The sequence below is a fragment of the Metapseudomonas boanensis genome (assembly GCF_042232855.1).
Taxonomy (GTDB): domain Bacteria; phylum Pseudomonadota; class Gammaproteobacteria; order Pseudomonadales; family Pseudomonadaceae; genus Metapseudomonas; species Metapseudomonas boanensis.
Window position 1 is genome coordinate 1,909,839 of the sequence record NZ_CP113889.1, and the last position, 21,554, is coordinate 1,931,392.

A 21,554-nucleotide genomic window follows, 5' to 3' on the forward strand; every position below is an offset into this window, starting at 1 on the left:
GACGTGCTCCGCTTGCGCGACTGACTTTAATGCCGCGCCCGGCCCGGGGCGGTGACGTGCTCGACGCCACGCGCTCTCTCGACCAGGAGTGGCCGTCGCCAGTGATGCAGGTCTCTTGTGTGAGGCCTCAACGCATCGCGCAGCCCGAGCGCGACTGCAGCCCCTTTGCCCGGCCCGACGACCTGATGGAAAACATCAGGGTGCATTACGGTAACGTCGACCACGAACTGGGTGCTTATCCGCGCCTGGCTTTACCGGACGGCGGACTATCACGGCAATCACCGCGAGATGAATTGCACTACCCGGTGCGGTGAACATTCCTCGCGTTAGTCGAGGCCAGCTTCCTCCCGGTAGCGGCGAGCCGCCTCCACCAACCAGTCACGGAACGCGCCGAGCGCGGCTGACTCCAGCTTGCGTTCGGGAATGATCAGGTAATAGGCCTTGTCGCTACGGAAGCTGTGTTCGTGGGCCGTCACCAGCAGGCCATCGGCCAGTTCGCGCTGGATGAGGAAGGGCGGGATCAGTGCTACACCCATTTCGTGCATGGCCGCCTGCGCCAACATCGAGAAGAGCTCGTAGCGCGGGCCGCTGAGGTCGCGTGCGACGCTCAAGCCCAATGAGCTGAACCACTGACGCCAGGCATAGGGACGGGTGGTCTGCTGCAACAAGGGGAGGGTGGCGATGGCTTCGGCATCCAGCTGGCTGCGCCCTCCCAGCAAGGCGGGGCTGCAGACCGGCACGGAGTTCTCGTGCATGAGGAAATAGGAGCGGGTGCCAGACCATTCGGCATCACCGAAGTAGAGCGCTGCGTCGAAATCGGTGTCGGCGAAAAGAAAGGGACGGGTGCGGTTGGTCAGGTTCACCGTGACTTCCGGGTGCTGGCGCTGGAACTCCTTCAGTCGTGGCAGGAGCCATCGCGTGCCAAAGGTGGGAACCACCGCCAGCTCGATGGCCATCGCCCCTTGCTGGCCCATCACCGCCAGGGTATCGCGCTCTACCGCATCGAGCTGGATGGCGATCCGCCGTGAATAGGCCAGTCCGGCCTCGGTCAGTTTCACGCCGCGTCGGGAACGACGGAACAGCTCCTGGCCCAGGAAATCCTCGAGCCCGGCAATCTGTCGGCAGATGGCGCTCTGGGTCAGGGCCAGTTCTTCGGCCGCCTTGGTGAAACTCTGATGGCGCGCGGCGGACTCGAAAGCGATGAGTGCGGCGGTGCTGGGGATCTTTCGGCGCATGCTGTACCTCGGTCTCACAATTGAAAGGCATAGATTGGGCATATATGGCCTTTCGGAATGAGAAATTAGCACAACAGCTTGCAAAATCCTCGTTTGCCCGTTTCGTCCTACGCTGTCTAGGATGACTTCCACACAAGAAGGCGCGGACCGCGCGACGGCTCCGGCTCCCGAATCCTGTTCACCGAGGACACTCCCCATGGCTTCCAAAGCAAGCTTCAACTGGATCGATCCGCTGCTGCTGGACCAGCAGCTCACCGAAGAAGAGCGCATGGTGCGCGATAGCGCCCAGCAGTTCGCCCAGGACAAGCTGGCCCCGCGCGTACTGGAAGCCTTTCGCCACGAACAGACCGACCCGGCGATCTTCCGCGAGATGGGCGAAGTCGGCCTGCTCGGCGCCACGATCCCGGCCGAGTATGGCGGCAGTGGCCTCAACTATGTCTGCTACGGCCTGATCGCTCGCGAAGTCGAGCGTGTCGATTCTGGCTACCGTTCAATGATGAGCGTGCAGTCCTCCCTGGTCATGGTGCCCATCCACGAATTCGGCAACGAAGCCACCAAGCAGAAGTACCTACCCAAGCTGGCCAGCGGCGAGTGGATCGGCTGCTTCGGCCTGACCGAACCGAACCACGGTTCCGACCCAGGCTCGATGATCACCCGTGCGCGCAAGGTCGATGGTGGCTATCGCCTGACCGGCAGCAAGATGTGGATCACCAACAGCCCGATCGCCGACGTATTCGTGGTTTGGGCCAAGGACGATGCTGGTGAAATCCGCGGCTTCGTCCTGGAGAAGGGCTGGCAGGGCCTCAGCGCTCCGGTCATTCACGGTAAGGTAGGCCTGCGCGCCTCCATTACCGGCGAGATCGTGATGGACAACGTGTTCGTGCCGGAAGAGAACGCCTTCCCGGACGTACGTGGCCTGCGTGGCCCATTCACCTGCCTGAACTCTGCCCGCTACGGCATTTCGTGGGGTGCCCTGGGTGCCGCCGAAGCGTGCTGGCACACCGCGCGCCAGTACGTACTGGATCGCAACCAGTTCGGCCGTCCGTTGGCTGCCAACCAGCTGATCCAGAAAAAGCTGGCCGACATGCAGACCGAAATCACCCTGGCGCTGCAAGGCTGCCTGCGCCTCGGCCGGATGAAGGACGAAGGCACGGCGGCGGTGGAGATCACCTCCATCATGAAGCGCAATTCTTGCGGCAAGGCCCTGGATATCGCCCGCATGGCCCGCGACATGCTGGGTGGTAATGGCATCTCCGACGAGTTCGGCGTTGCCCGCCACCTGGTCAACCTGGAGGTGGTCAACACCTACGAGGGGACCCACGACGTGCACGCACTGATCCTCGGTCGTGCCCAGACCGGTATCCAGGCATTCTTCTGATCCGCGTCGCGCCTCTCTCTCTTCTTATATGGAAGAGAGAGAGGCAACGGTCTTCCCCCTGACTTCAGGTGATCCCATGGCTGGCGCTCTCTCCCATATCCGTGTTCTCGACCTCTCCCGCGTGCTAGCTGGCCCCTGGGCCGGACAGATAATGGCGGACCTGGGGGCCGAAGTGATCAAGGTCGAACGTCCGGGGGCCGGCGACGACACCCGCGCCTGGGGCCCCCCCTACCTCAAGGGAGCCGACGGCCGGGATACCAGCGAAGCGGCTTATTTCCTCTCCGCGAACCGCAACAAGCATTCGGTGACCATCGACTTTACCCGCCCTGAGGGCCAGCAGCTGGTCCGCGAGCTGGCGCAGAAGTCCGATATCGTCATCGAAAACTTCAAGGTGGGCGGCCTGGCGTCGTATGGGCTGGATTACCCGTCGCTAAAGGCGATCAATCCCCGCCTCATCTATTGCTCGATCACTGGCTTCGGGCAGTTCGGCCCCTATGCCAAGCGTGCCGGCTATGACTTCATGATCCAGGGGCTGGGTGGGCTGATGAGCATTACCGGCCGTACCGATCAGGAAGAGGGCTCTGGCCCGGTGAAGGTGGGCGTCGCCCTGACCGACATCCTGACTGGCCTTTATTCCTCGGTGGCGATCCTCGCCGCGCTGGCATCCCGCGAGATCACCGGGCAGGGCCAGCACATCGACATGGCGTTGCTGGATGTACAGGTCGCCTGCCTGGCTAACCAGGCCATGAACTACCTGACCACGGGCGTACCGCCCAAACGACTGGGTAATGCACACCCGAACATTGTGCCTTACCAGGATTTCCCTACAGCGGACGGCGACTTCATCCTCACCGTCGGCAATGACAACCAGTTTCGCAAGTTCTGCGAGGTCGCCGGCCATCGGGAGTGGGCCGACGACTCGCGTTTTTCTACCAACAAGGCGCGAGTGGCGAACCGGGCCGAGCTGATTCCGCTGATTCGCCAGGCCACGGTGTTCAAGACTACGGCCGAATGGGTATCAGCCCTCGAAGAGGTGGGGGTGCCCTGCGGCCCGATCAATGATCTGGCTGCGGTATTTGCCGACCCCCAAGTAAAGGCGCGCGGATTGCGCGTGGAACTTGCTCACCCGCTGGCTGGAATCGTCCCGCAAGTCGCCAGCCCTCTGCGCCTATCCGAGACTCCCGTCGAATACCGCATGCCCCCGCCATTGCTGGGTGAGCATACCGAGCAGGTTCTGGCACGGCTGCTTGGGCTCACGACAGAGCGCATTGCGGAGCTGCATAAAGAAGAGGTCATCTGAGACTCTCAAGTCGCTCGCCAAAGAAATTCCATTTGTTTTCACAGCAGGGGGTTTACAGCCCGCCTGGCTCATGTAGAATGCGCGCCTCGCTGAAGAGGACCTGGTCCTCCAAAGCGGCAAGTTGTTGAAATGAAAAGAGATTTTCGAAAAACAGCTTGACGGCAAGATGGGGTGATGTAGAATGCGCCCCTCGCTGAAGCGATCGAGTCGCCGAAGCAGCAAGTGGTTGAGTAGAAACGAAAAATTTCGAAAAACAGCTTGACAGAAAGAAAGGCTGCTGTAGAATGCGCGGCCTCGGTTGAGACGAAAGACTTGATCGAAACGCTCTTTAACAACTGAATCAAGCAATTCGTGTGGGTGCTTGTGGAGTAAGACTGATAGTCAACTGATTATCAGCAACACAAGTAACTCTTCGTGAATTCAAAGAGTTTATTTGCGATTGCTGAGCCAAGTTTAGGGTTTTCTCAAAACCCAAGCAGTATTGAACTGAAGAGTTTGATCATGGCTCAGATTGAACGCTGGCGGCAGGCCTAACACATGCAAGTCGAGCGGCAGCGGGTCCTTCGGGATGCCGGCGAGCGGCGGACGGGTGAGTAATGCCTAGGAATCTGCCTGGTAGTGGGGGATAACTCGGGGAAACTCGAGCTAATACCGCATACGTCCTACGGGAGAAAGCGGGGGATCTTCGGACCTCGCGCTATCAGATGAGCCTAGGTCGGATTAGCTAGTTGGTGGGGTAATGGCTCACCAAGGCGACGATCCGTAACTGGTCTGAGAGGATGATCAGTCACACTGGAACTGAGACACGGTCCAGACTCCTACGGGAGGCAGCAGTGGGGAATATTGGACAATGGGCGAAAGCCTGATCCAGCCATGCCGCGTGTGTGAAGAAGGTCTTCGGATTGTAAAGCACTTTAAGTTGGGAGGAAGGGCAGTAAGTTAATACCTTGCTGTTTTGACGTTACCGACAGAATAAGCACCGGCTAACTTCGTGCCAGCAGCCGCGGTAATACGAAGGGTGCAAGCGTTAATCGGAATTACTGGGCGTAAAGCGCGCGTAGGTGGTTCAGCAAGTTGGAGGTGAAATCCCCGGGCTCAACCTGGGAACTGCCTCCAAAACTACTGAGCTAGAGTACGGTAGAGGGTGGTGGAATTTCCTGTGTAGCGGTGAAATGCGTAGATATAGGAAGGAACACCAGTGGCGAAGGCGACCACCTGGACTGATACTGACACTGAGGTGCGAAAGCGTGGGGAGCAAACAGGATTAGATACCCTGGTAGTCCACGCCGTAAACGATGTCGACTAGCCGTTGGGATCCTTGAGATCTTAGTGGCGCAGCTAACGCGATAAGTCGACCGCCTGGGGAGTACGGCCGCAAGGTTAAAACTCAAATGAATTGACGGGGGCCCGCACAAGCGGTGGAGCATGTGGTTTAATTCGAAGCAACGCGAAGAACCTTACCTGGCCTTGACATGCTGAGAACTTTCCAGAGATGGATTGGTGCCTTCGGGAACTCAGACACAGGTGCTGCATGGCTGTCGTCAGCTCGTGTCGTGAGATGTTGGGTTAAGTCCCGTAACGAGCGCAACCCTTGTCCTTAGTTACCAGCACGTGATGGTGGGCACTCTAAGGAGACTGCCGGTGACAAACCGGAGGAAGGTGGGGATGACGTCAAGTCATCATGGCCCTTACGGCCAGGGCTACACACGTGCTACAATGGTCGGTACAAAGGGTTGCCAAGCCGCGAGGTGGAGCTAATCCCATAAAACCGATCGTAGTCCGGATCGCAGTCTGCAACTCGACTGCGTGAAGTCGGAATCGCTAGTAATCGTGAATCAGAATGTCACGGTGAATACGTTCCCGGGCCTTGTACACACCGCCCGTCACACCATGGGAGTGGGTTGCTCCAGAAGTAGCTAGTCTAACCGCAAGGGGGACGGTTACCACGGAGTGATTCATGACTGGGGTGAAGTCGTAACAAGGTAGCCGTAGGGGAACCTGCGGCTGGATCACCTCCTTAATCGAAGACTTCAGCTTCTTCATAAGTTCCCACACGAATTGCTTGATTCAATTGCGAAAAGCGATTGGGTAATTAAGACCCGAGAGTAAGACGATTGGGTCTGTAGCTCAGTTGGTTAGAGCGCACCCCTGATAAGGGTGAGGTCGGCAGTTCGAATCTGCCCAGACCCACCAATTGTCACGGGACGTGGCCGGTCATGCAGATGGGGCCATAGCTCAGCTGGGAGAGCGCCTGCTTTGCACGCAGGAGGTCAGGAGTTCGATCCTCCTTGGCTCCACCATTACTCGACAATCGCTGAAAGCTCAGAAATGAGTGCCTCGCGAAGGGCATTGATTTCTGGTCTTTGCGCCAGAACTGTTCTTTAAAAATTTGGGTATGTGATAGAAGTAGACTGATTAATCTCTTTCACTGGTGATTAGTCAAGTCAAGGTAAAATTTGCGAGTTCAAGCGCGAATTTTCGGCGAATGTCGTCTTCACGTTCGAGGCTTATAACCAGATTGCTTGGGGTTATATGGTCAAGTGAAGAAGCGCATACGGTGGATGCCTTGGCAGTCAGAGGCGATGAAAGACGTGGTAGCCTGCGAAAAGCTTCGGGGAGTCGGCAAACAGACTGTGATCCGGAGATATCTGAATGGGGGAACCCACCTAGGATAACCTAGGTATCTTGTACTGAATCCATAGGTGCAAGAGGCGAACCAGGGGAACTGAAACATCTAAGTACCCTGAGGAAAAGAAATCAACCGAGATTCCCTTAGTAGTGGCGAGCGAACGGGGATTAGCCCTTAAGCTTCTTGGATTTTAGCGGAACGCTCTGGAAAGTGCGGCCATAGTGGGTGATAGCCCCGTACGCGAAAGGGTCCAGGAAGTGAAATCGAGTAGGACGGAGCACGAGAAACTTTGTCTGAATATGGGGGGACCATCCTCCAAGGCTAAATACTACTGACTGACCGATAGTGAACCAGTACCGTGAGGGAAAGGCGAAAAGAACCCCGGAGAGGGGAGTGAAATAGAACCTGAAACCGTATGCGTACAAGCAGTGGGAGCCTACTTGTTAGGTGACTGCGTACCTTTTGTATAATGGGTCAGCGACTTATTTTCAGTGGCGAGCTTAACCGAATAGGGGAGGCGTAGCGAAAGCGAGTCTTAATAGGGCGTTTAGTCGCTGGGAATAGACCCGAAACCGGGCGATCTATCCATGGGCAGGTTGAAGGTTAGGTAACACTGACTGGAGGACCGAACCGACTACCGTTGAAAAGTTAGCGGATGACCTGTGGATCGGAGTGAAAGGCTAATCAAGCTCGGAGATAGCTGGTTCTCCTCGAAAGCTATTTAGGTAGCGCCTCACGTATCACTCCAGGGGGTAGAGCACTGTTTCGGCTAGGGGGTCATCCCGACTTACCAAACCGATGCAAACTCCGAATACCTGGAAGTGTCAGCGTGGGAGACACACGGCGGGTGCTAACGTCCGTCGTGAAAAGGGAAACAACCCAGACCGTCAGCTAAGGTCCCAAAGTTATGGTTAAGTGGGAAACGATGTGGGAAGGCTTAGACAGCTAGGAGGTTGGCTTAGAAGCAGCCACCCTTTAAAGAAAGCGTAATAGCTCACTAGTCGAGTCGGCCTGCGCGGAAGATGTAACGGGGCTCAAACCATACACCGAAGCTACGGGTTCGTCGTAAGACGAGCGGTAGAGGAGCGTTCTGTAAGCCTGTGAAGGTGAGTTGAGAAGCTTGCTGGAGGTATCAGAAGTGCGAATGCTGACATGAGTAACGACAATGGGTGTGAAAAACACCCACGCCGAAAGACCAAGGGTTCCTGCGCAACGTTAATCGACGCAGGGTGAGTCGGTCCCTAAGGCGAGGCAGAAATGCGTAGTCGATGGGAAACGGGTTAATATTCCCGTACTTCTAGTTACTGCGATGGAGGGACGGAGAAGGCTAGGCCAGCTTGGCGTTGGTTGTCCAAGTTTAAGGTGGTAGGCCGAACACTTAGGCAAATCCGGGTGTTCAAGGCCGAGAGCTGATGACGAGTGTTCTTTTAGGACACGAAGTGGTTGATGCCATGCTTCCAGGAAAAGCTTCTAAGCTTCAGGTAACTAGGAACCGTACCCCAAACCGACACAGGTGGTTGGGTAGAGAATACCAAGGCGCTTGAGAGAACTCGGGTGAAGGAACTAGGCAAAATGGCACCGTAACTTCGGGAGAAGGTGCGCCGGTGAGGGTGAAGCATTTACTGCGTAAGCCCATGCCGGTCGAAGATACCAGGCCGCTGCGACTGTTTATTAAAAACACAGCACTCTGCAAACACGAAAGTGGACGTATAGGGTGTGACGCCTGCCCGGTGCCGGAAGGTTAATTGATGGGGTTAGCGCAAGCGAAGCTCTTGATCGAAGCCCCGGTAAACGGCGGCCGTAACTATAACGGTCCTAAGGTAGCGAAATTCCTTGTCGGGTAAGTTCCGACCTGCACGAATGGCGTAACGATGGCGGCGCTGTCTCCACCCGAGACTCAGTGAAATTGAAATCGCTGTGAAGATGCAGTGTATCCGCGGCTAGACGGAAAGACCCCGTGAACCTTTACTGTAGCTTTGCACTGGACTTTGAGCCTGCTTGTGTAGGATAGGTGGGAGGCTTTGAAGCGAGGACGCCAGTTCTCGTGGAGCCATCCTTGAAATACCACCCTGGCATGCTTGAGGTTCTAACTCTGGTCCGTCATCCGGATCGAGGACAGTGTATGGTGGGCAGTTTGACTGGGGCGGTCTCCTCCTAAAGAGTAACGGAGGAGTACGAAGGTGCGCTCAGACCGGTCGGAAATCGGTCGTAGAGTATAAAGGCAAAAGCGCGCTTGACTGCGAGACAGACACGTCGAGCAGGTACGAAAGTAGGTCTTAGTGATCCGGTGGTTCTGTATGGAAGGGCCATCGCTCAACGGATAAAAGGTACTCCGGGGATAACAGGCTGATACCGCCCAAGAGTTCATATCGACGGCGGTGTTTGGCACCTCGATGTCGGCTCATCACATCCTGGGGCTGAAGCCGGTCCCAAGGGTATGGCTGTTCGCCATTTAAAGTGGTACGCGAGCTGGGTTTAGAACGTCGTGAGACAGTTCGGTCCCTATCTGCCGTGGACGTTTGAGATTTGAGAGGGGCTGCTCCTAGTACGAGAGGACCGGAGTGGACGAACCTCTGGTGTTCCGGTTGTCACGCCAGTGGCATTGCCGGGTAGCTATGTTCGGAAGAGATAACCGCTGAAAGCATCTAAGCGGGAAACTTGCCTCAAGATGAGATCTCACTGGGATCTTGAATCCCCTGAAGGGCCGTCGAAGACTACGACGTTGATAGGTGGGGTGTGTAAGCGCTGTGAGGCGTTGAGCTAACCCATACTAATTGCCCGTGAGGCTTGACCATATAACACCCAAACAATCTGCGGATTGTGGGTGCGGATGGTGAAGTCGACAGACCGAAAATTGGCCTGAACTTGCAAACCAGACTGTCACATACCTGATTCGGGGTCGCGCCAGCGGCGAGACCCCAACCGAATTGCTTGACGATCATAGAGCGTTGGAACCACCTGATCCCATCCCGAACTCAGTAGTGAAACGACGCATCGCCGATGGTAGTGTGGAGCTTCTCCATGTGAGAGTAGGTCATCGTCAAGCTCCTATCCCAAACCCCCGATACGCCCAGGCGTGTCGGGGGTTTGTCTTTGGGCGCGGGAAAACATCTGCGCCACGCGAGAGCTCTGGCCCCTAGTCAGAAGGAGTACCTGACAATCCACACGTGCCGCTATTCTGCTGGCTGGTTCACGACTCGTGCGATGAGATGGCTGACCTGCAGGCTTGAAAGTCAGTCTGGATGCCTTCCATCCTCGGCACACCAATCGGTAATCAGCCGACGATACAACCTTACGGCTTCCTCGATGCGGGGAACTTCGCAGTACTCATCTGCCTGGTGGGCCATCTCAGGGGTGCCCGGCCCGAGGATGACCATAGGCACGCCCGGATGGGCATGCTGCAATGCGCAGGCGTCGGTGAAGTAACTAGCGCCTCTGGGCTCAGGGCGTATTCCGGTTTCTTCCTCAACAATGCGGTACACCGTCGCTATCCAAGGAGCGTCGATGTTGGTGAATACACCTGGAAGGTCGAGTACCGGAGTTGCCTCGGCGATGTTGGGGCTCAGCTCGGCAACCAGCGCTGCAGCGGTGGCGGGGTGGGACATGCCCGGCAGGGTGCGGATATCGACGCACAGCTCTGCGTGGTCCGGTACCACGTTGATGCTGCTGCCTGCGTGGAGGGTACCCGCGCTGATGGTGGCGGCGCCCAGAATAGAGTGGCGTGGCGCCGGCACTTGATAGCCTTGGATCTTCTGCAGTGCGTGCCCAGCCTTGTAAAGCGCGTTGTCGCCCTTCTCTGGCATCGAGCCATGGGCACTTTTGCCGTAGGCGGTGAGCTTGAGCCAAAGCGCGCCTTTGTGGCCGATCAAGGGATAGTTGGCGGTCATCTCGCCTATGATAATCGCACCGGCATTGTGTTGATCGATGCCATCACGCACCAGGGCCGTAGCGCCCTGGCAGCCAGTTTCTTCGCTGGCCGTGAGGACCAGCACAACACCACTGCTGTTTACGATTGACTCTCGCTCTTCCAGTGCAGCGGTAATGAAGGCCGCGACACCGGCCTTCATGTCGCTGCTGCCCCGTCCGTACAACTTGCCGTCCCGGATCTCTCCGGCGAACGGATCGATCGACCAGGTTGCCTTGCCAAGAGGCACCGTATCCAGGTGGCCGGTGAAACAGAGCGGGCGACCGCGACCGTTGCCCAGATACGCTACCAGGCTCGCTCGATCTGGTTCCAGCTCATGCAGAGTGACGCTGAATCCCTCCCTCTCCAATAGCTCAGCCAGAAACTCGGCACAGCGCCCCTCATTTCCGGGTGGGTTCGTGGTGTCGAACCTGACCAGATCCCGGGTCAGGTCGATTGCGTGTTCGAGTAGGCTCATGATGATCTCCCGTCAATACGTCGGTGGCGTTTCAGGGCTGCAACTGTGTATGACAAGGTCGACGGCCACAGCGTCCACCTGAAGCGGAACGCCGCGCGGCAGTCCATTCACACGGACCAACGTGAAAGGTGGCAGCGACTCTCCACAGAGTCGCCTCAGCGCAGCAGCGAACAGTGACATGGCATGCTCGGGAACGTCGTTCGCCTCGTCATCGGCGATAAACACGTGCAGGTGGGCGAGGGCGGTCGGGCTGCTACCAACGGCTTCAAGCTTGAGCGCGAGCTGGTTCACCACGTCTTCACATGCCGGCTCGAGTGCCTTGTACCTGGCGCTCAAACTGGCAATCTGGATACGCGATCCGGTGCGCAGTACCTGATGTTCCGTTGCCCAATTGCAGTTGCTGGCCCGCGTCTGTAACGCCTTGCTGGCAAGGCCAACCTGGGCGGTTGCGTCGATCTCCAGCAATAGCCCTTCGTACAGCAAGCTGATGCCGAAGGCGGTGACTGGTGGCAGTGTCTCGCCGCAGATGTCGCGGATCACCTTCATGATCTCCTGCAGACGTTGCTCGGCAGCGTGCGCATCGCCGTCATGCAGGTAGCAGACCTTGAGCTGAGTCAGGTCGGCAAATCCTGCCCCGGCGTCCAGCAGCACGTGGCGGATGTGCTCCAGCACATTATGTGTCTGCCCAGGCAGATCGCCGATGCTGACCGCTTTCCCGGCCATGTCGGCCGAAACCTGTCCACCGACCCAGACCTGGCTGCCGATCTTCCAGCCCTGTGACAGCGGCACCGGAATGCTCCAGTCCCAGCTCCGGCTCGGCATGATCCGCTGTCGCTGCGCGGCTGGAGCGGCGAACGCCTCGGCTTCCAATTGTATCAGCGCCCCAGAGCGCCCCATTCCCCGCACGCGCACGGCTGTGGCGGCAGGCCCTGGGTTGGGGAGGTACTGTAGGCGGACCCGGGTCATTCTCTCCCAGTAGAGCGTGGCCTCGCTCTCGTCGCCCTCGAACACATAATAGGTATTGAGCCGAACCAGGTCGGACATTTCCAGGCCGGCACTTTTCAGTGCTACCTGGAGATTGCGGAATACCGCGTGAGTCTGGGCCTCGATGTCCCCGGCCCCCCGCAGGGTGCCCTCCGGGTTGATAGGCAGGACGCCGCCGATGAACAGCTGCTCGCCAAAGCGGCGAGATTGGAAAGGGTAAGGCGAAACCAGCGGGGCGCAGTCCGACATGTTTAGACTCCAGGGCGTGACGGGGTGGTCGAGAGGTCGACCATTGATTCGTCCCGACTCTAGAGAGCCTGACACGTTGGAAGAATATCCGGATCAAGAAGTTAACTTCGGTGCTAGGCGAATCAAGGGCCGCACCAGGCCTGTCACCCGTTGGCTGGGCCTACGAAGCTGCGTCCGGTCTGGGCACGGAGCTGCTGAGCAACTGCTTATGGAATGCAGTGACCGCGCGCGGAGTGCTGGCCCCGTGACGCATGATGATGTCGAAATCGAGGAAGGTGGCGTACACCTCTGGACGAAGCCTGCGCAGCTCACCCTTGTCTACCCAGGGCTGGGCATAGTGCAGGGGTAGAAATCCGATGTACTGGCCGGACAGGATCATCATGGCCCGCGCCTCCACATTATCCACGCTGCCTGCGGCTTGTTCGGCCCCCAGTTGGTCAAGATCGAAGCACCCCAGGAAGGCGCGCGCAGCGACCCTCGACTGGCTCAGCCGGGGCAAGGTGATCTCGGTATCATCTTGTGCGTACAGCGGGTCGGTACGGGAGCAGAAGAGGCCGTGGGTTTCGCGATAGAGCGGCGTGTAATCAAGCCCTGGCAGCCTGGCTGGAAAGGGTCCAACTGCAAGGTGCAGGCGGCCATCCATGACCCGTTGCTCCAGTGCGTTGGGGGTATCGATGTGGACCTGCAGGTGAACCTGCGGTGCAATTTCACCAAAGCGTCGAATGGCGAGGGTGAGGGGGCTGCCCGGATCGGTCAGGGTCGCGTCGATTACACCAAGGCGCAGTGTTCCGCGCAGTTGGCGGCGCAAGGTCTCAGCCTCCATGCGGAAGGTTTCGACAGCCGACAACATGCGTTGCGCGGCTTCATACAGGACCTCTCCCTCTTCGGTCAGTCGGAAGCCGGAGCGGCCACGCTCGCACAACCTGACGCCCAGCCGGGTTTCCAGCTGACTCATCTGCTCGCTGATAGCCGAAGCACTGATGTTCAGAACAGACTGGGCCGCCGAGAATCCGCCACATTGCACAATCGTCTCGAAGATCCGCAGCGACTTCAGATCTGCGTCCTGTATCTGCATCATCGTGGCTCCTTGCACTAGCTTGTTTTGGGGCTGTATGAGAACGCGTCGTGTGAAGTCTGGGCAAGGTGCGTGTCAGCGACGAGAGCTATCATTCGAAACCAGTCGAGTAACGTAGGCGACGCAATTGCCGCATCGGCGTGGTTGTGCAGAGCGGTGCGTGAGTGGATAGGGCCCGGGTTACTGCGGCCCGGAAATACTATCCGGTGTAGCTAGAGAGCTCACCTGGCCTGACCGGCATCTCTCCTGCGCCTCATCTCTGCTCAGCGGCGTTGGCAAACGGGAAAATCGATCAGATCAGAGCGCCGGTTGCCTTAATCCATCAACGACGCCTCTCGGAACCTGAATCTCATCCGGCCGGCGTCGGGTCGTTCGATCAAGTAACTGGAGCGTGAGCTGGCCATTTGGGGCGTAGGAAACCAAGGCCGGCTCGGGGACGAAGGAGGAGAGAGCCAGAAACAAGAAAGCCCGCACAGGGCGGGCTTTTCTGGGCGTTTCGTAGACTGCTGGAGACAGGCAGAAACTGCTATTTGGCGCATCCGGCGGGATTCGAACCCACGACCCCTGCCTTCGGAGGGCAGTACTCTATCCAGCTGAGCTACGGATGCTTGTGCGGGCGCAATCATACTCATCTCGAGGCCTGGCGTCCACGTTGGCGCGTTTGTTCGTAATGTTGAACGAACGTGCGTCGTTCGGTCATCTTTGATCAGGATTTCGACAAAGGGCATCCACTTTTTGTTGATTTTATCGAACGGGCTATTGCCCTTCACTTCCTCGCACCCTAGGATTCGTTTGAGATTTCAAACGCCCTTTTGGCCCCCCACATGAGCCGGGCCGCTTCAATCGACTCCGTCCTGGCCGATCGTGGATTGGCTGGAGAACAACCACCTACCCCCGACGCACGTTGCGACGGTGTGAAGGAGACAGAGATGCAACTGAAAGATGCCACGCTGTTCCGCCAGCAAGCCTATATCGATGGCGCTTGGGTGGATGCCGACAACGGACAGACCATCAAGGTCAACAACCCGGCTACCGGCGAGATCATCGGCACTGTACCGAAGATGGGCACCGCTGAGACCCGCCGCGCCATCGAGGCTGCCGATCGGGCTCTGCCGGCTTGGCGTGCGCTGACTGCCAAGGAGCGCGCCAACAAGCTGCGCCGCTGGTTCGAATTGCTGATGGAAAACCAGGACGACCTCGGCCGCCTGATGACCATCGAGCAGGGCAAGCCGCTGGCCGAAGCCAAGGGCGAGATTGCCTATGCTGCGTCTTTCATCGAGTGGTTCGCCGAAGAAGCCAAGCGCGTCTATGGTGACGTGATTCCTGGCCACCAGCCGGACAAGCGCCTGATCGTGATCAAACAGCCGATCGGCGTCACTGCGGCGATCACCCCGTGGAACTTCCCAGCGGCGATGATCACTCGCAAAGCCGGCCCCGCCTTGGCCGCTGGCTGCACGATGGTGATCAAGCCTGCGTCCCAGACCCCGTATTCCGCACTGGCCCTGGTCGACCTGGCCGAACGTGCCGGCATTCCGAAAGGCGTGCTGAGCGTGGTCACCGGTAGCGCCGGCGAAGTGGGCGGCGAGCTGACCAGCAACCCGATCGTGCGCAAGCTGTCCTTCACCGGCTCCACCGAGATCGGTCGCCAGCTGATGGCCGAATGCGCCAAGGACATCAAGAAGGTGTCCCTGGAACTGGGCGGTAACGCTCCGTTCATCGTCTTCGATGACGCCGATCTGGATGCCGCCGTTGAAGGTGCGCTGATCTCCAAGTACCGCAACAATGGCCAGACCTGCGTCTGCGCCAACCGCCTGTACGTGCAGGACGGTATCTACGACGCCTTCGCCGAGAAGCTGAAGGCCGCCGTGGCCAAGCTGAATATCGGTAACGGCCTGGAGGCTGGCGTCACCACCGGTCCGCTGATCGACGAGAAGGCCGTGGCCAAGGTCCAGGAGCACATCCAGGACGCGGTCAGCAAAGGCGCCAAGGTTGTCGCCGGCGGTAATCCGCATAGCCTGGGCGGCACTTTCTTCGAGCCGACCATCCTGATCGACGTGCCGAACAACGCTGCCGTGGCCAAGGAAGAAACCTTCGGCCCGCTGGCCCCGCTGTTCCGCTTCAAGGACGAGGCTGATGTGATCGCCATGGCCAACGACACCGAGTTCGGCCTGGCTTCCTACTTCTACGCCCGTGACCTGGGCCGCGTGTTCCGCGTGGCCGAGGCCCTGGAGTACGGCATGGTGGGCATCAACACCGGCCTGATCTCCAACGAAGTTGCGCCTTTCGGCGGCGTGAAGGCTTCTGGCCTTGGCCGCGAAGGCTCCAAATACGGCATCGAGGATTACCTGGAGATCAAGTATCTCTGCCTCGGCGGTATCTGATCCAAAGACGGGGCAAGGCGCGAAAGAGCGCGCGGCGCCCCAGTTACACCACAAAACCAAACGGGCCTCCGGCAAGCCTGCGCAGTCGATCATCGAATGCTGCGCTGGCCCCTACCGGGGGCATTCATCCTTGAGACTGCGCCGCCCGATGAGCGGCCGTGAGGAACTTATGAGCAAAACCAACGAATCCCTGCTGAAACGCCGTGCTGCCGCTGTTGCCCGTGGCGTTGGCCAGATCCACCCGGTTGTTGCCGAGCGCGCCGAAAACGCCACCGTATGGGACGTAGAAGGTCGCGAGTACATCGACTTCGCCGGTGGCATCGCCGTACTGAACACCGGCCATCTGCACCCGAAAGTGGTCGCCGCTGTTCAAGAGCAGCTGACCAAGCTGTCCCACACCTGCTTCCAGGTGCTGGCCTATGAGCCCTACATCGAGCTGTGCGAAGAAATCGCCAAACGCGTTCCGGGCGACTTCGCCAAGAAGACCCTGCTGGTGACTTCCGGCTCCGAAGCTGTCGAAAACGCTGTGAAGATCGCTCGTGCCGCCACCGGTCGTGCTGGCGTGATCGCCTTCACCGGCGCCTACCACGGCCGCACCATGATGACCCTGTCGCTGACCGGCAAGGTGGTTCCGTACTCCGCTGGCATGGGCCTGATGCCCGCTGGCGTGTACCGCGCTCAAGCACCGTGCGAGCTGCACGGCGTGAGCGAAGACGAGTCCATCGCCAGCATCGAGCGCATCTTCAAGAACGACGCTCAGCCCCAGGACATCGCCGCGATCATCATCGAGCCGGTTCAGGGCGAGGGTGGTTTCTACGTCAACTCCAAGCCGTTCATGCAGCGTCTGCGCGCCCTGTGCGACCAGCACGGCATCCTGCTGATCGCTGACGAAGTGCAGACTGGCGCTGGCCGTACCGGCACCTTCTTCGCCACCGAGCAACTGGGCATCGTTCCGGACCTGACCACCTTCGCTAAGTCCGTTGGCGGTGGTTTCCCGATCTCCGGCGTATGCGGCAAGGCCGAAATCATGGACGCCATTGCTCCCGGCGGCCTGGGCGGCACCTATGCCGGTAGCCCGATCGCCTGCGCCGCGGCCCTGGCCGTGCTGAAAGTGTTCGATGAAGAGAAGCTGCTGGAGCGTAGCCAGGCTGTAGGCGAGCGCCTGAAGGCCGGTCTGCGTGACATCCAGGCCAAGCACAAGGTCATCGGTGACGTTCGTGGCCTGGGTTCGATGGTTGCCATTGAGCTGTTCGAAGGCGGCGATGAGAGCAAGCCGGCTGCCGAACTGACTGGCAAGATCGTTGCCAAGGCGCGCGAGAAGGGCCTGATCCTGCTCTCCTGCGGCACCTACTACAACGTCATCCGCTTCCTGATGCCGATCACCATCCCGGACGCTCAGCTGGACAAAGGCCTGGCCATTGTTGCCGAGTGCTTCGACGAACTCGCCTGAGTCTCGCCCGTGATGTAAAAAAGAAACCCGCTTCGGCGGGTTTCTTTTTGCCCAGAGTTCCGCCGACACGGGCGAGTCCCTCTTCTACTGGTGCCGTGGCTCCAGGTTGTGCCTGGCTATGTTGCGCTTGATTCCGTAAACCCAGCCGACCAGGCTCAGCCTTCAATTCTATTTTGTTTGACTTGGGGCAAGGTCGCTCAGCAAGGCTTCACGAGAACCGCTCATCGCTCTGTTCAGTGAGTAAGGCGGCAGTTTAGACTCCGCGGCTGCCAGCACTTCCCGTCCGCACGATCTTTCCGCCAGTCGAGGTACCCATGCCTGCCCCCTCCAAGGTTCCGGAGATCTTGATCGCAGAGGCCGATCCATGGACAGCAGAGCTGATCGCCCAACTGGTGTTGGACCTGCATGCGAATGCCCGAGTGGTGTTGGTCAGCGATGGGCACGAAGCGCTCGGCCGCTGCAAGCGCCGCCTGCCGGAACTGGTCATCGCCGATGGTGAGTTGCCCGGTATCAATGGCGTCGAGTTGCTGCGCCAGTTGCGTCGCCACCCGCGCACCCCGGCGCTGCCCTTCGTGCTGATCAGTGCCCGGGTCGACGCCAATAGCGTGCGCGCCGTACGCCCGCTGGCCCCATCCGCCTATCTGGGCAAGCCGTTCAATGCCGCCAAGCTGCGCAAGCGTCTGTCTGCCTTGCTGCCGGCCCAGGATACGGGCGCAGGTAGCCCAGCCCCCGCGCTGCTGGTGGACAATCTCAATGAATACCTCGACGGCGTGCGTGAAGAAGGCTTCGGCGCACCGTTGCTGGGTGATGTGCGGGATGCCGTCAGCCAGTGCCTTCACGCCGACCAGATCGACTTGGGCGATCTTGAAGAAACCTTCTCCCGTGACCCGCAGATCACCGCGCGGCTGATCGCCGCTTCCAACAGCGCCGCCCAGCATCTGGGCGTACCCTGCCAGACGCTTCTCCAGGCGATTCAGCGTCTGGGCATCACCCACGCGTTGAACCTGGTGCTGGGGATGGCGCTGGAGCGCAATGCACGACTTCATGACCCGCGCTTGGCTGAGTTGGCCAATAGCACTTGGCGGTCAGCCCAGCGCAGTGCGGAGTTGGCTTACTGGCTTGCCAGCGAGTTGGATCTGGATGCCGAGCTCTGTTACACCGCAGGTCTGCTGCACAACATGGGCGAGCTGGCCTTGCTGCGTAGTCTGCAGGACTGGCAGGACCGCGGGGGCAGCCTGGGCGACCAGGCGCTGCAGGCTACCCTCACGCAACGCGCCGCCAGCTTCGGCTCAGCGCTGCGCATCCGCTGGCGTCTACCCTTTGGCCTGCGTGAGCTGGTGGCGGCCTACCACGTCCTGGGTGGCGGCGTATTTTCCCGCGAGGCGCTGGTGCTCAACCTCTGTGCTGCACTGCTGGAGCTGCCCGCCGGGCAGTCACCACTGAGCCTGATGGATGAACGCGTCACACGACTCTTGCGCATCGATCCAGAGGTACTGGAGCGACTGCCTGCCCGCTTGTTGGCCGGCTGATCAGCTGCCTGCAAGCGCCTCGACGACGAAGTCCAGGCGGTCCTGGCCGAAGAACATCTCATCACCGACGAAGCAGGTCGGCGCACCGAATACTCCACGCTTCACTGCTTCTTCGGTGGCAGCCTTGAGCGCGTCTTTCACCTCTTGATTCCCTACCAGGGCAAGCATCGTTTGCGGGTCGAAGCCCGCCGCGTCCAGCGTTTGCGCCAGGACAGCCGGGTCGCCGAGATTGCGCTTGTCCTGCCAGAGCGCCTTGAACATGGCGTCCAGATAGGCCTCGAAGCGCTCCGGCTGGCACAGTTGGACGCCGATGGCGCCGCGCATCAGTGTCAGGGTGTTGATCGGAAAGTACGGATTGAATACCAGAGGCACGTCATAGCGTGTAGCAAAGCGCTGCAGGTCGATCATCGAATAGCGCCCTTTGGCCGGGACGGCGATGGGCGAGGCGTTGCCGGTGGCCTGGAACACGCCGCCGAGCAGCATCGGGCGATAGCGCAGGGTTGCGTTGCTCCGGGCGCAGATCGCCGGGAGTTGGGTCCAGGCGAGGTAACTGGCTGGGCTGCCCAGGTCGAAGAAGAATTCGACGGTCTTGTTCATGGGGGGGTCTCGTTGTTGTTGGCGAAGGTTCACCAGCGTTCCATCCAGGGTCGCAGATCCAGCTCGAAGGTCCAGGCATCTCGCGGCTGACTGTGCAGGTACCAGTAGCTGTCGGCGATGTGTTCCGGGTTGAGTATGCCGTCCTGGTCCTTCAGTGCATAACGCTCGGGGAAGGACTCGCGAATGAACTCGGTGTCGATGGCGCCGTCCACCACCACATGGGCCACGTGGATATTCCGCGGCCCCAGCTCGCGAGCCATGCTCTGCGCCAGCGCGCGGATGCCGTGCTTGGCCCCGGCGAAGGCGGCGAACCCGGCGGCGCCGCGCAAGCCGGCAGTGGCGCCGGTGAAGAGAATGGTGCCGCGCTCGCGGGTCACCATGCGCTTGGCCACCGCCTGGCTGGTGAGGAAGCCGGCGAAGCAGGCCATTTCCCAGATCTTGAAGTACTTGCGTGCCGTTTCGTCGAGGATGCTGCACGGCACGTTGGCGCCGATGTTGAAGACAAAGGCCTCGATCGGGCCGATGTCGCGCTCGATGGTTTCCACCAGCGCCGCCACCTCTTCTTCCTTGCGCGCATCGGAGGCAAAGCCATGGGCCTCGCCACCTTCGGCGCGGATGCTCTCCACCAGCGGTTGCAGCTTGTCGGCATGGCGCCGGGTCACGCAGGCAACGTAGCCCTCGCGGGCAAACCGCCGGGCGATGGCACCGCCAGTGGCATCGCCAGCGCCTACAACCAGTACGACTTTCTTGTTGTTCGTATCGTGTGCCATGGTGTTCATCCTTTACTAAACGATCGTTAGTTGAACGGACGTTATGCTACGCTCGCCGAGGCGTCAAGCCGGTCAAAGCGGAGGTCGTTGTGCGCTACTCATCCACCCACAAGGAAGAAACCCGGCAGAAGCTGCTGGCAAGCAGCGGCGCCATCGCCAAGCGCGGTGGGTTCTCAACCACCGGCGTCGACGGCCTGATGAAAGCCATCGGCCTCACCGGTGGCGCCTTCTACAGCCATTTCCCCTCGAAGAACGACCTGTTCACCGCCATCGTCCAGCGCGAGCTGTCGCAGAGCCTGATCGGCAACGTTTCGCGTGAGCAGGGTTTCACGCGCGACAAGCTCGAGCGCTGTCTGGAGCGTTACCTGAGCATGGCTCATCTGCAGCATCCCGACAGTGGCTGCGCCATTCCGGCCCTGGGCGCGGAGATCGCTCGCGCCGACCTCGCCGTACGCGAAGAGGCCGAGCACTGGATGCGTCAGCTACAGCAGGCTTGGGCGGAGATCCTCAAAAGCGAGGAACTGGCCTGGGCGTTGATCGCCCAATGTGTCGGCGCGCTGGTGGTGGCACGCATGCTGGCTCGGGAAGGGACGCAGGAGCAGGTGCTGAGCGCCAGCCGCCACTTCCTCAACGAAGCACTGGACGGGCGGCTAGAGCAGTGACCGCTCCGCACAGACGCTGAGGATTTGCTCGCGCAGCCAGGCATTCGCCGGGTCCTGGTCGAAGGATTGGGCCCAGAGCAGTTCCAGGGAGAAGCTCGGCAGGCCATCCAGGGGGCTGCTGACTTCGGTTCGGGCATCGCCGAGCAGCGCATGTACCCGTGCCGGCAGTACCAGCAGAAGATCACTGTCTCGCACCAGTTGCAGCGCAGCCAGGTAGTTGTTGGTGCGGGCGGCAATCTGCCGGGCACGGCCTTGTTGCTGCAACCAGCCGTCGATCATGTTGCGGTCGGAGTCCCAGGGCGTCGGGAATACCTGGCGACGCGTACAGAAGCTGTCGAGGTCCTCCACCGGCGCAGTGCCGGCTGCCCTCACGCAGAGCAGATCGTCCTTAAGCAAGGCCAGGCTGACCAGGCCAGGATGGACGCGGTGCTGGTGCGGGCCAAAGCCGAGGGCAAGGTCCAGCTCACCGTTCTGCAAGGCATCGGCGGGAATCTCCTTGCCCAGGCGCTGCACGGTGAGGCTCACCGGGTAACCCGCCGCGCCGATTCGACGCAACAGCAGCGGCAGGATCAGCAGCTCGAAATACTCCGGGGCGCAGAGCCTGAAGGTGTGCGGAGCCTGTTTGGGGTCGAAACTGCTGGCCTCGCTGTAGCAGGTGTTGATCAGGTCCACCATCGACTTGGCGTGGGGGTGCATGGCCAGCGCCTTTCGCGTCGGTCGCATGCCGCTACGGGTGGCGATGAACAGCTCGTCGGCAAAGCATGAACGCAGCTTTTTCAGGCTGTAGCTGATGCTCGAGGCACTGAGATTGAGGGCCTCGGCCACCTCGCCCAGATGCTGGCGCTCACAGATTGCGAGGAAGACCAGGAGGTCCTGGATGTCGATTTTGCGCAGTCCATTGGCGAGCAGCATGGCGTCGTTCCGGGAAGATGA

General features: G+C 59.8%; 14 protein-coding genes, 3 tRNA genes and 3 rRNA genes. 12 read left to right on the forward strand and 8 right to left on the reverse strand.

The annotated features are described in order from the left end of the window. The first annotated feature begins 119 nt into the window (after window positions 1–119). The gene (locus tag OXH74_RS08730; protein WP_375740870.1) at window positions 120–314 is read left to right on the forward strand and encodes a hypothetical protein; all 195 of its coding nucleotides are present in this window, start codon (window positions 120–122) and stop codon (window positions 312–314) included. A 12-nt stretch (window positions 315–326) separates the two neighbouring features. On the opposite strand, the gene OXH74_RS08735 is transcribed toward OXH74_RS08730, so the two are convergent. Then, a complete protein-coding gene (locus OXH74_RS08735) occupies window positions 327–1,235 on the reverse strand; it encodes a LysR family transcriptional regulator (protein ID WP_375740871.1) in 909 nt (302 codons plus the stop codon). A gap of 196 nt (window positions 1,236–1,431) precedes the next feature. On the opposite strand from OXH74_RS08735, the gene OXH74_RS08740 reads away from it, so the two are divergent. From OXH74_RS08740 to rrf, 7 genes are all read left to right on the forward strand, one after another. Beyond that, entirely contained in the window at window positions 1,432–2,613 is a 1,182-nt protein-coding gene (locus OXH74_RS08740) for an acyl-CoA dehydrogenase (protein WP_375740872.1), read from the forward strand. Between the two features lie 76 nt (window positions 2,614–2,689). Next, entirely contained in the window at window positions 2,690–3,913 is a 1,224-nt protein-coding gene (locus tag OXH74_RS08745) for a CaiB/BaiF CoA transferase family protein (RefSeq protein WP_375740873.1), read from the forward strand. Window positions 3,914–4,396: 483 nt separating this feature from the next. Further along, window positions 4,397–5,933: ribosomal RNA gene (locus tag OXH74_RS08750) — 16S ribosomal RNA — on the forward strand. 96 nt (window positions 5,934–6,029) lie between these two features. After that, a tRNA-Ile gene (locus OXH74_RS08755) sits at window positions 6,030–6,106 on the forward strand. Between the two features lie 31 nt (window positions 6,107–6,137). Beyond that, window positions 6,138–6,213: transfer RNA gene (locus tag OXH74_RS08760), tRNA-Ala, on the forward strand. A gap of 234 nt (window positions 6,214–6,447) precedes the next feature. Continuing rightward, a 23S ribosomal RNA gene (locus OXH74_RS08765) occupies window positions 6,448–9,337 on the forward strand. Between the two features lie 135 nt (window positions 9,338–9,472). Then, window positions 9,473–9,588, forward strand: a 5S ribosomal RNA gene (gene rrf, locus OXH74_RS08770). Together the 16S, 23S and 5S rRNA genes with 2 tRNA genes alongside form the textbook arrangement of a ribosomal RNA operon. 187 nt (window positions 9,589–9,775) lie before the next feature. Here rrf and OXH74_RS08775 read toward each other — a convergent pair. The 4 genes from OXH74_RS08775 to OXH74_RS08790 all read right to left on the reverse strand — a co-directional run bounded on the left by OXH74_RS08775 (window position 9,776) and on the right by OXH74_RS08790 (window position 13,840). Continuing rightward, window positions 9,776–10,924 carry a M20 family metallopeptidase gene (locus tag OXH74_RS08775; protein WP_375740874.1) on the reverse strand — a complete coding sequence of 383 codons (1,149 nt, stop codon included), beginning with the start codon at window positions 10,922–10,924 and terminating at the stop codon, window positions 9,776–9,778. Between the two features lie 12 nt (window positions 10,925–10,936). Beyond that, window positions 10,937–12,157 carry a RidA family protein gene (locus OXH74_RS08780; protein ID WP_375740875.1) on the reverse strand — a complete coding sequence of 407 codons (1,221 nt, stop codon included), beginning with the start codon at window positions 12,155–12,157 and terminating at the stop codon, window positions 10,937–10,939. Between the two features lie 160 nt (window positions 12,158–12,317). After that, window positions 12,318–13,235 (reverse strand): LysR family transcriptional regulator, encoded by a 918-nt coding sequence (locus OXH74_RS08785; RefSeq protein ID WP_375740876.1) that lies wholly within the window; start codon window positions 13,233–13,235, stop codon window positions 12,318–12,320. 528 nt (window positions 13,236–13,763) lie between these two features. Further along, window positions 13,764–13,840, reverse strand: a tRNA-Arg gene (locus OXH74_RS08790). Between the two features lie 321 nt (window positions 13,841–14,161). Between OXH74_RS08790 and gabD the strand changes: the two genes are divergently transcribed. From gabD to OXH74_RS08805, 3 genes are all read left to right on the forward strand, one after another. Further along, window positions 14,162–15,613 (forward strand): NADP-dependent succinate-semialdehyde dehydrogenase, encoded by a 1,452-nt coding sequence (gene gabD / locus OXH74_RS08795; protein WP_375740877.1) that lies wholly within the window; start codon window positions 14,162–14,164, stop codon window positions 15,611–15,613. A gap of 169 nt (window positions 15,614–15,782) precedes the next feature. Beyond that, entirely contained in the window at window positions 15,783–17,063 is a 1,281-nt protein-coding gene (gabT, locus tag OXH74_RS08800) for a 4-aminobutyrate--2-oxoglutarate transaminase (RefSeq protein ID WP_215381143.1), read from the forward strand. A 314-nt stretch (window positions 17,064–17,377) separates the two neighbouring features. Beyond that, window positions 17,378–18,592, forward strand: coding sequence for an HDOD domain-containing protein (locus tag OXH74_RS08805; protein ID WP_375740878.1), 1,215 nt, complete (start codon window positions 17,378–17,380; stop codon window positions 18,590–18,592). Here OXH74_RS08805 and OXH74_RS08810 read toward each other — a convergent pair whose 3' ends face one another. Together OXH74_RS08810 and OXH74_RS08815 are read right to left on the reverse strand one after the other, a co-directional pair. Beyond that, complete coding sequence (locus tag OXH74_RS08810) at window positions 18,593–19,189, reverse strand: 2-hydroxychromene-2-carboxylate isomerase (protein ID WP_375740879.1); 597 nt, start codon at window positions 19,187–19,189, stop codon at window positions 18,593–18,595. Window positions 19,190–19,218: 29 nt separating this feature from the next. Continuing rightward, window positions 19,219–19,959, reverse strand: a complete 741-nt coding sequence (locus OXH74_RS08815; protein ID WP_375740880.1) for an SDR family oxidoreductase — start codon at window positions 19,957–19,959, stop codon at window positions 19,219–19,221. Window positions 19,960–20,048: 89 nt separating this feature from the next. Here OXH74_RS08815 and OXH74_RS08820 point away from each other — a divergent pair, with 89 nt between their 5' ends. Then, a complete protein-coding gene (locus OXH74_RS08820; RefSeq protein WP_375740881.1) occupies window positions 20,049–20,621 on the forward strand; it encodes a TetR/AcrR family transcriptional regulator in 573 nt (190 codons plus the stop codon). Here the strand turns inward: OXH74_RS08820 and OXH74_RS08825 are convergent. Next, window positions 20,610–21,533, reverse strand: a complete 924-nt coding sequence (locus OXH74_RS08825; protein ID WP_375740882.1) for a LysR family transcriptional regulator — start codon at window positions 21,531–21,533, stop codon at window positions 20,610–20,612. The genes OXH74_RS08820 and OXH74_RS08825 overlap by 12 nt on opposite strands. Window positions 21,534–21,554: the final 21 nt, after the last annotated feature.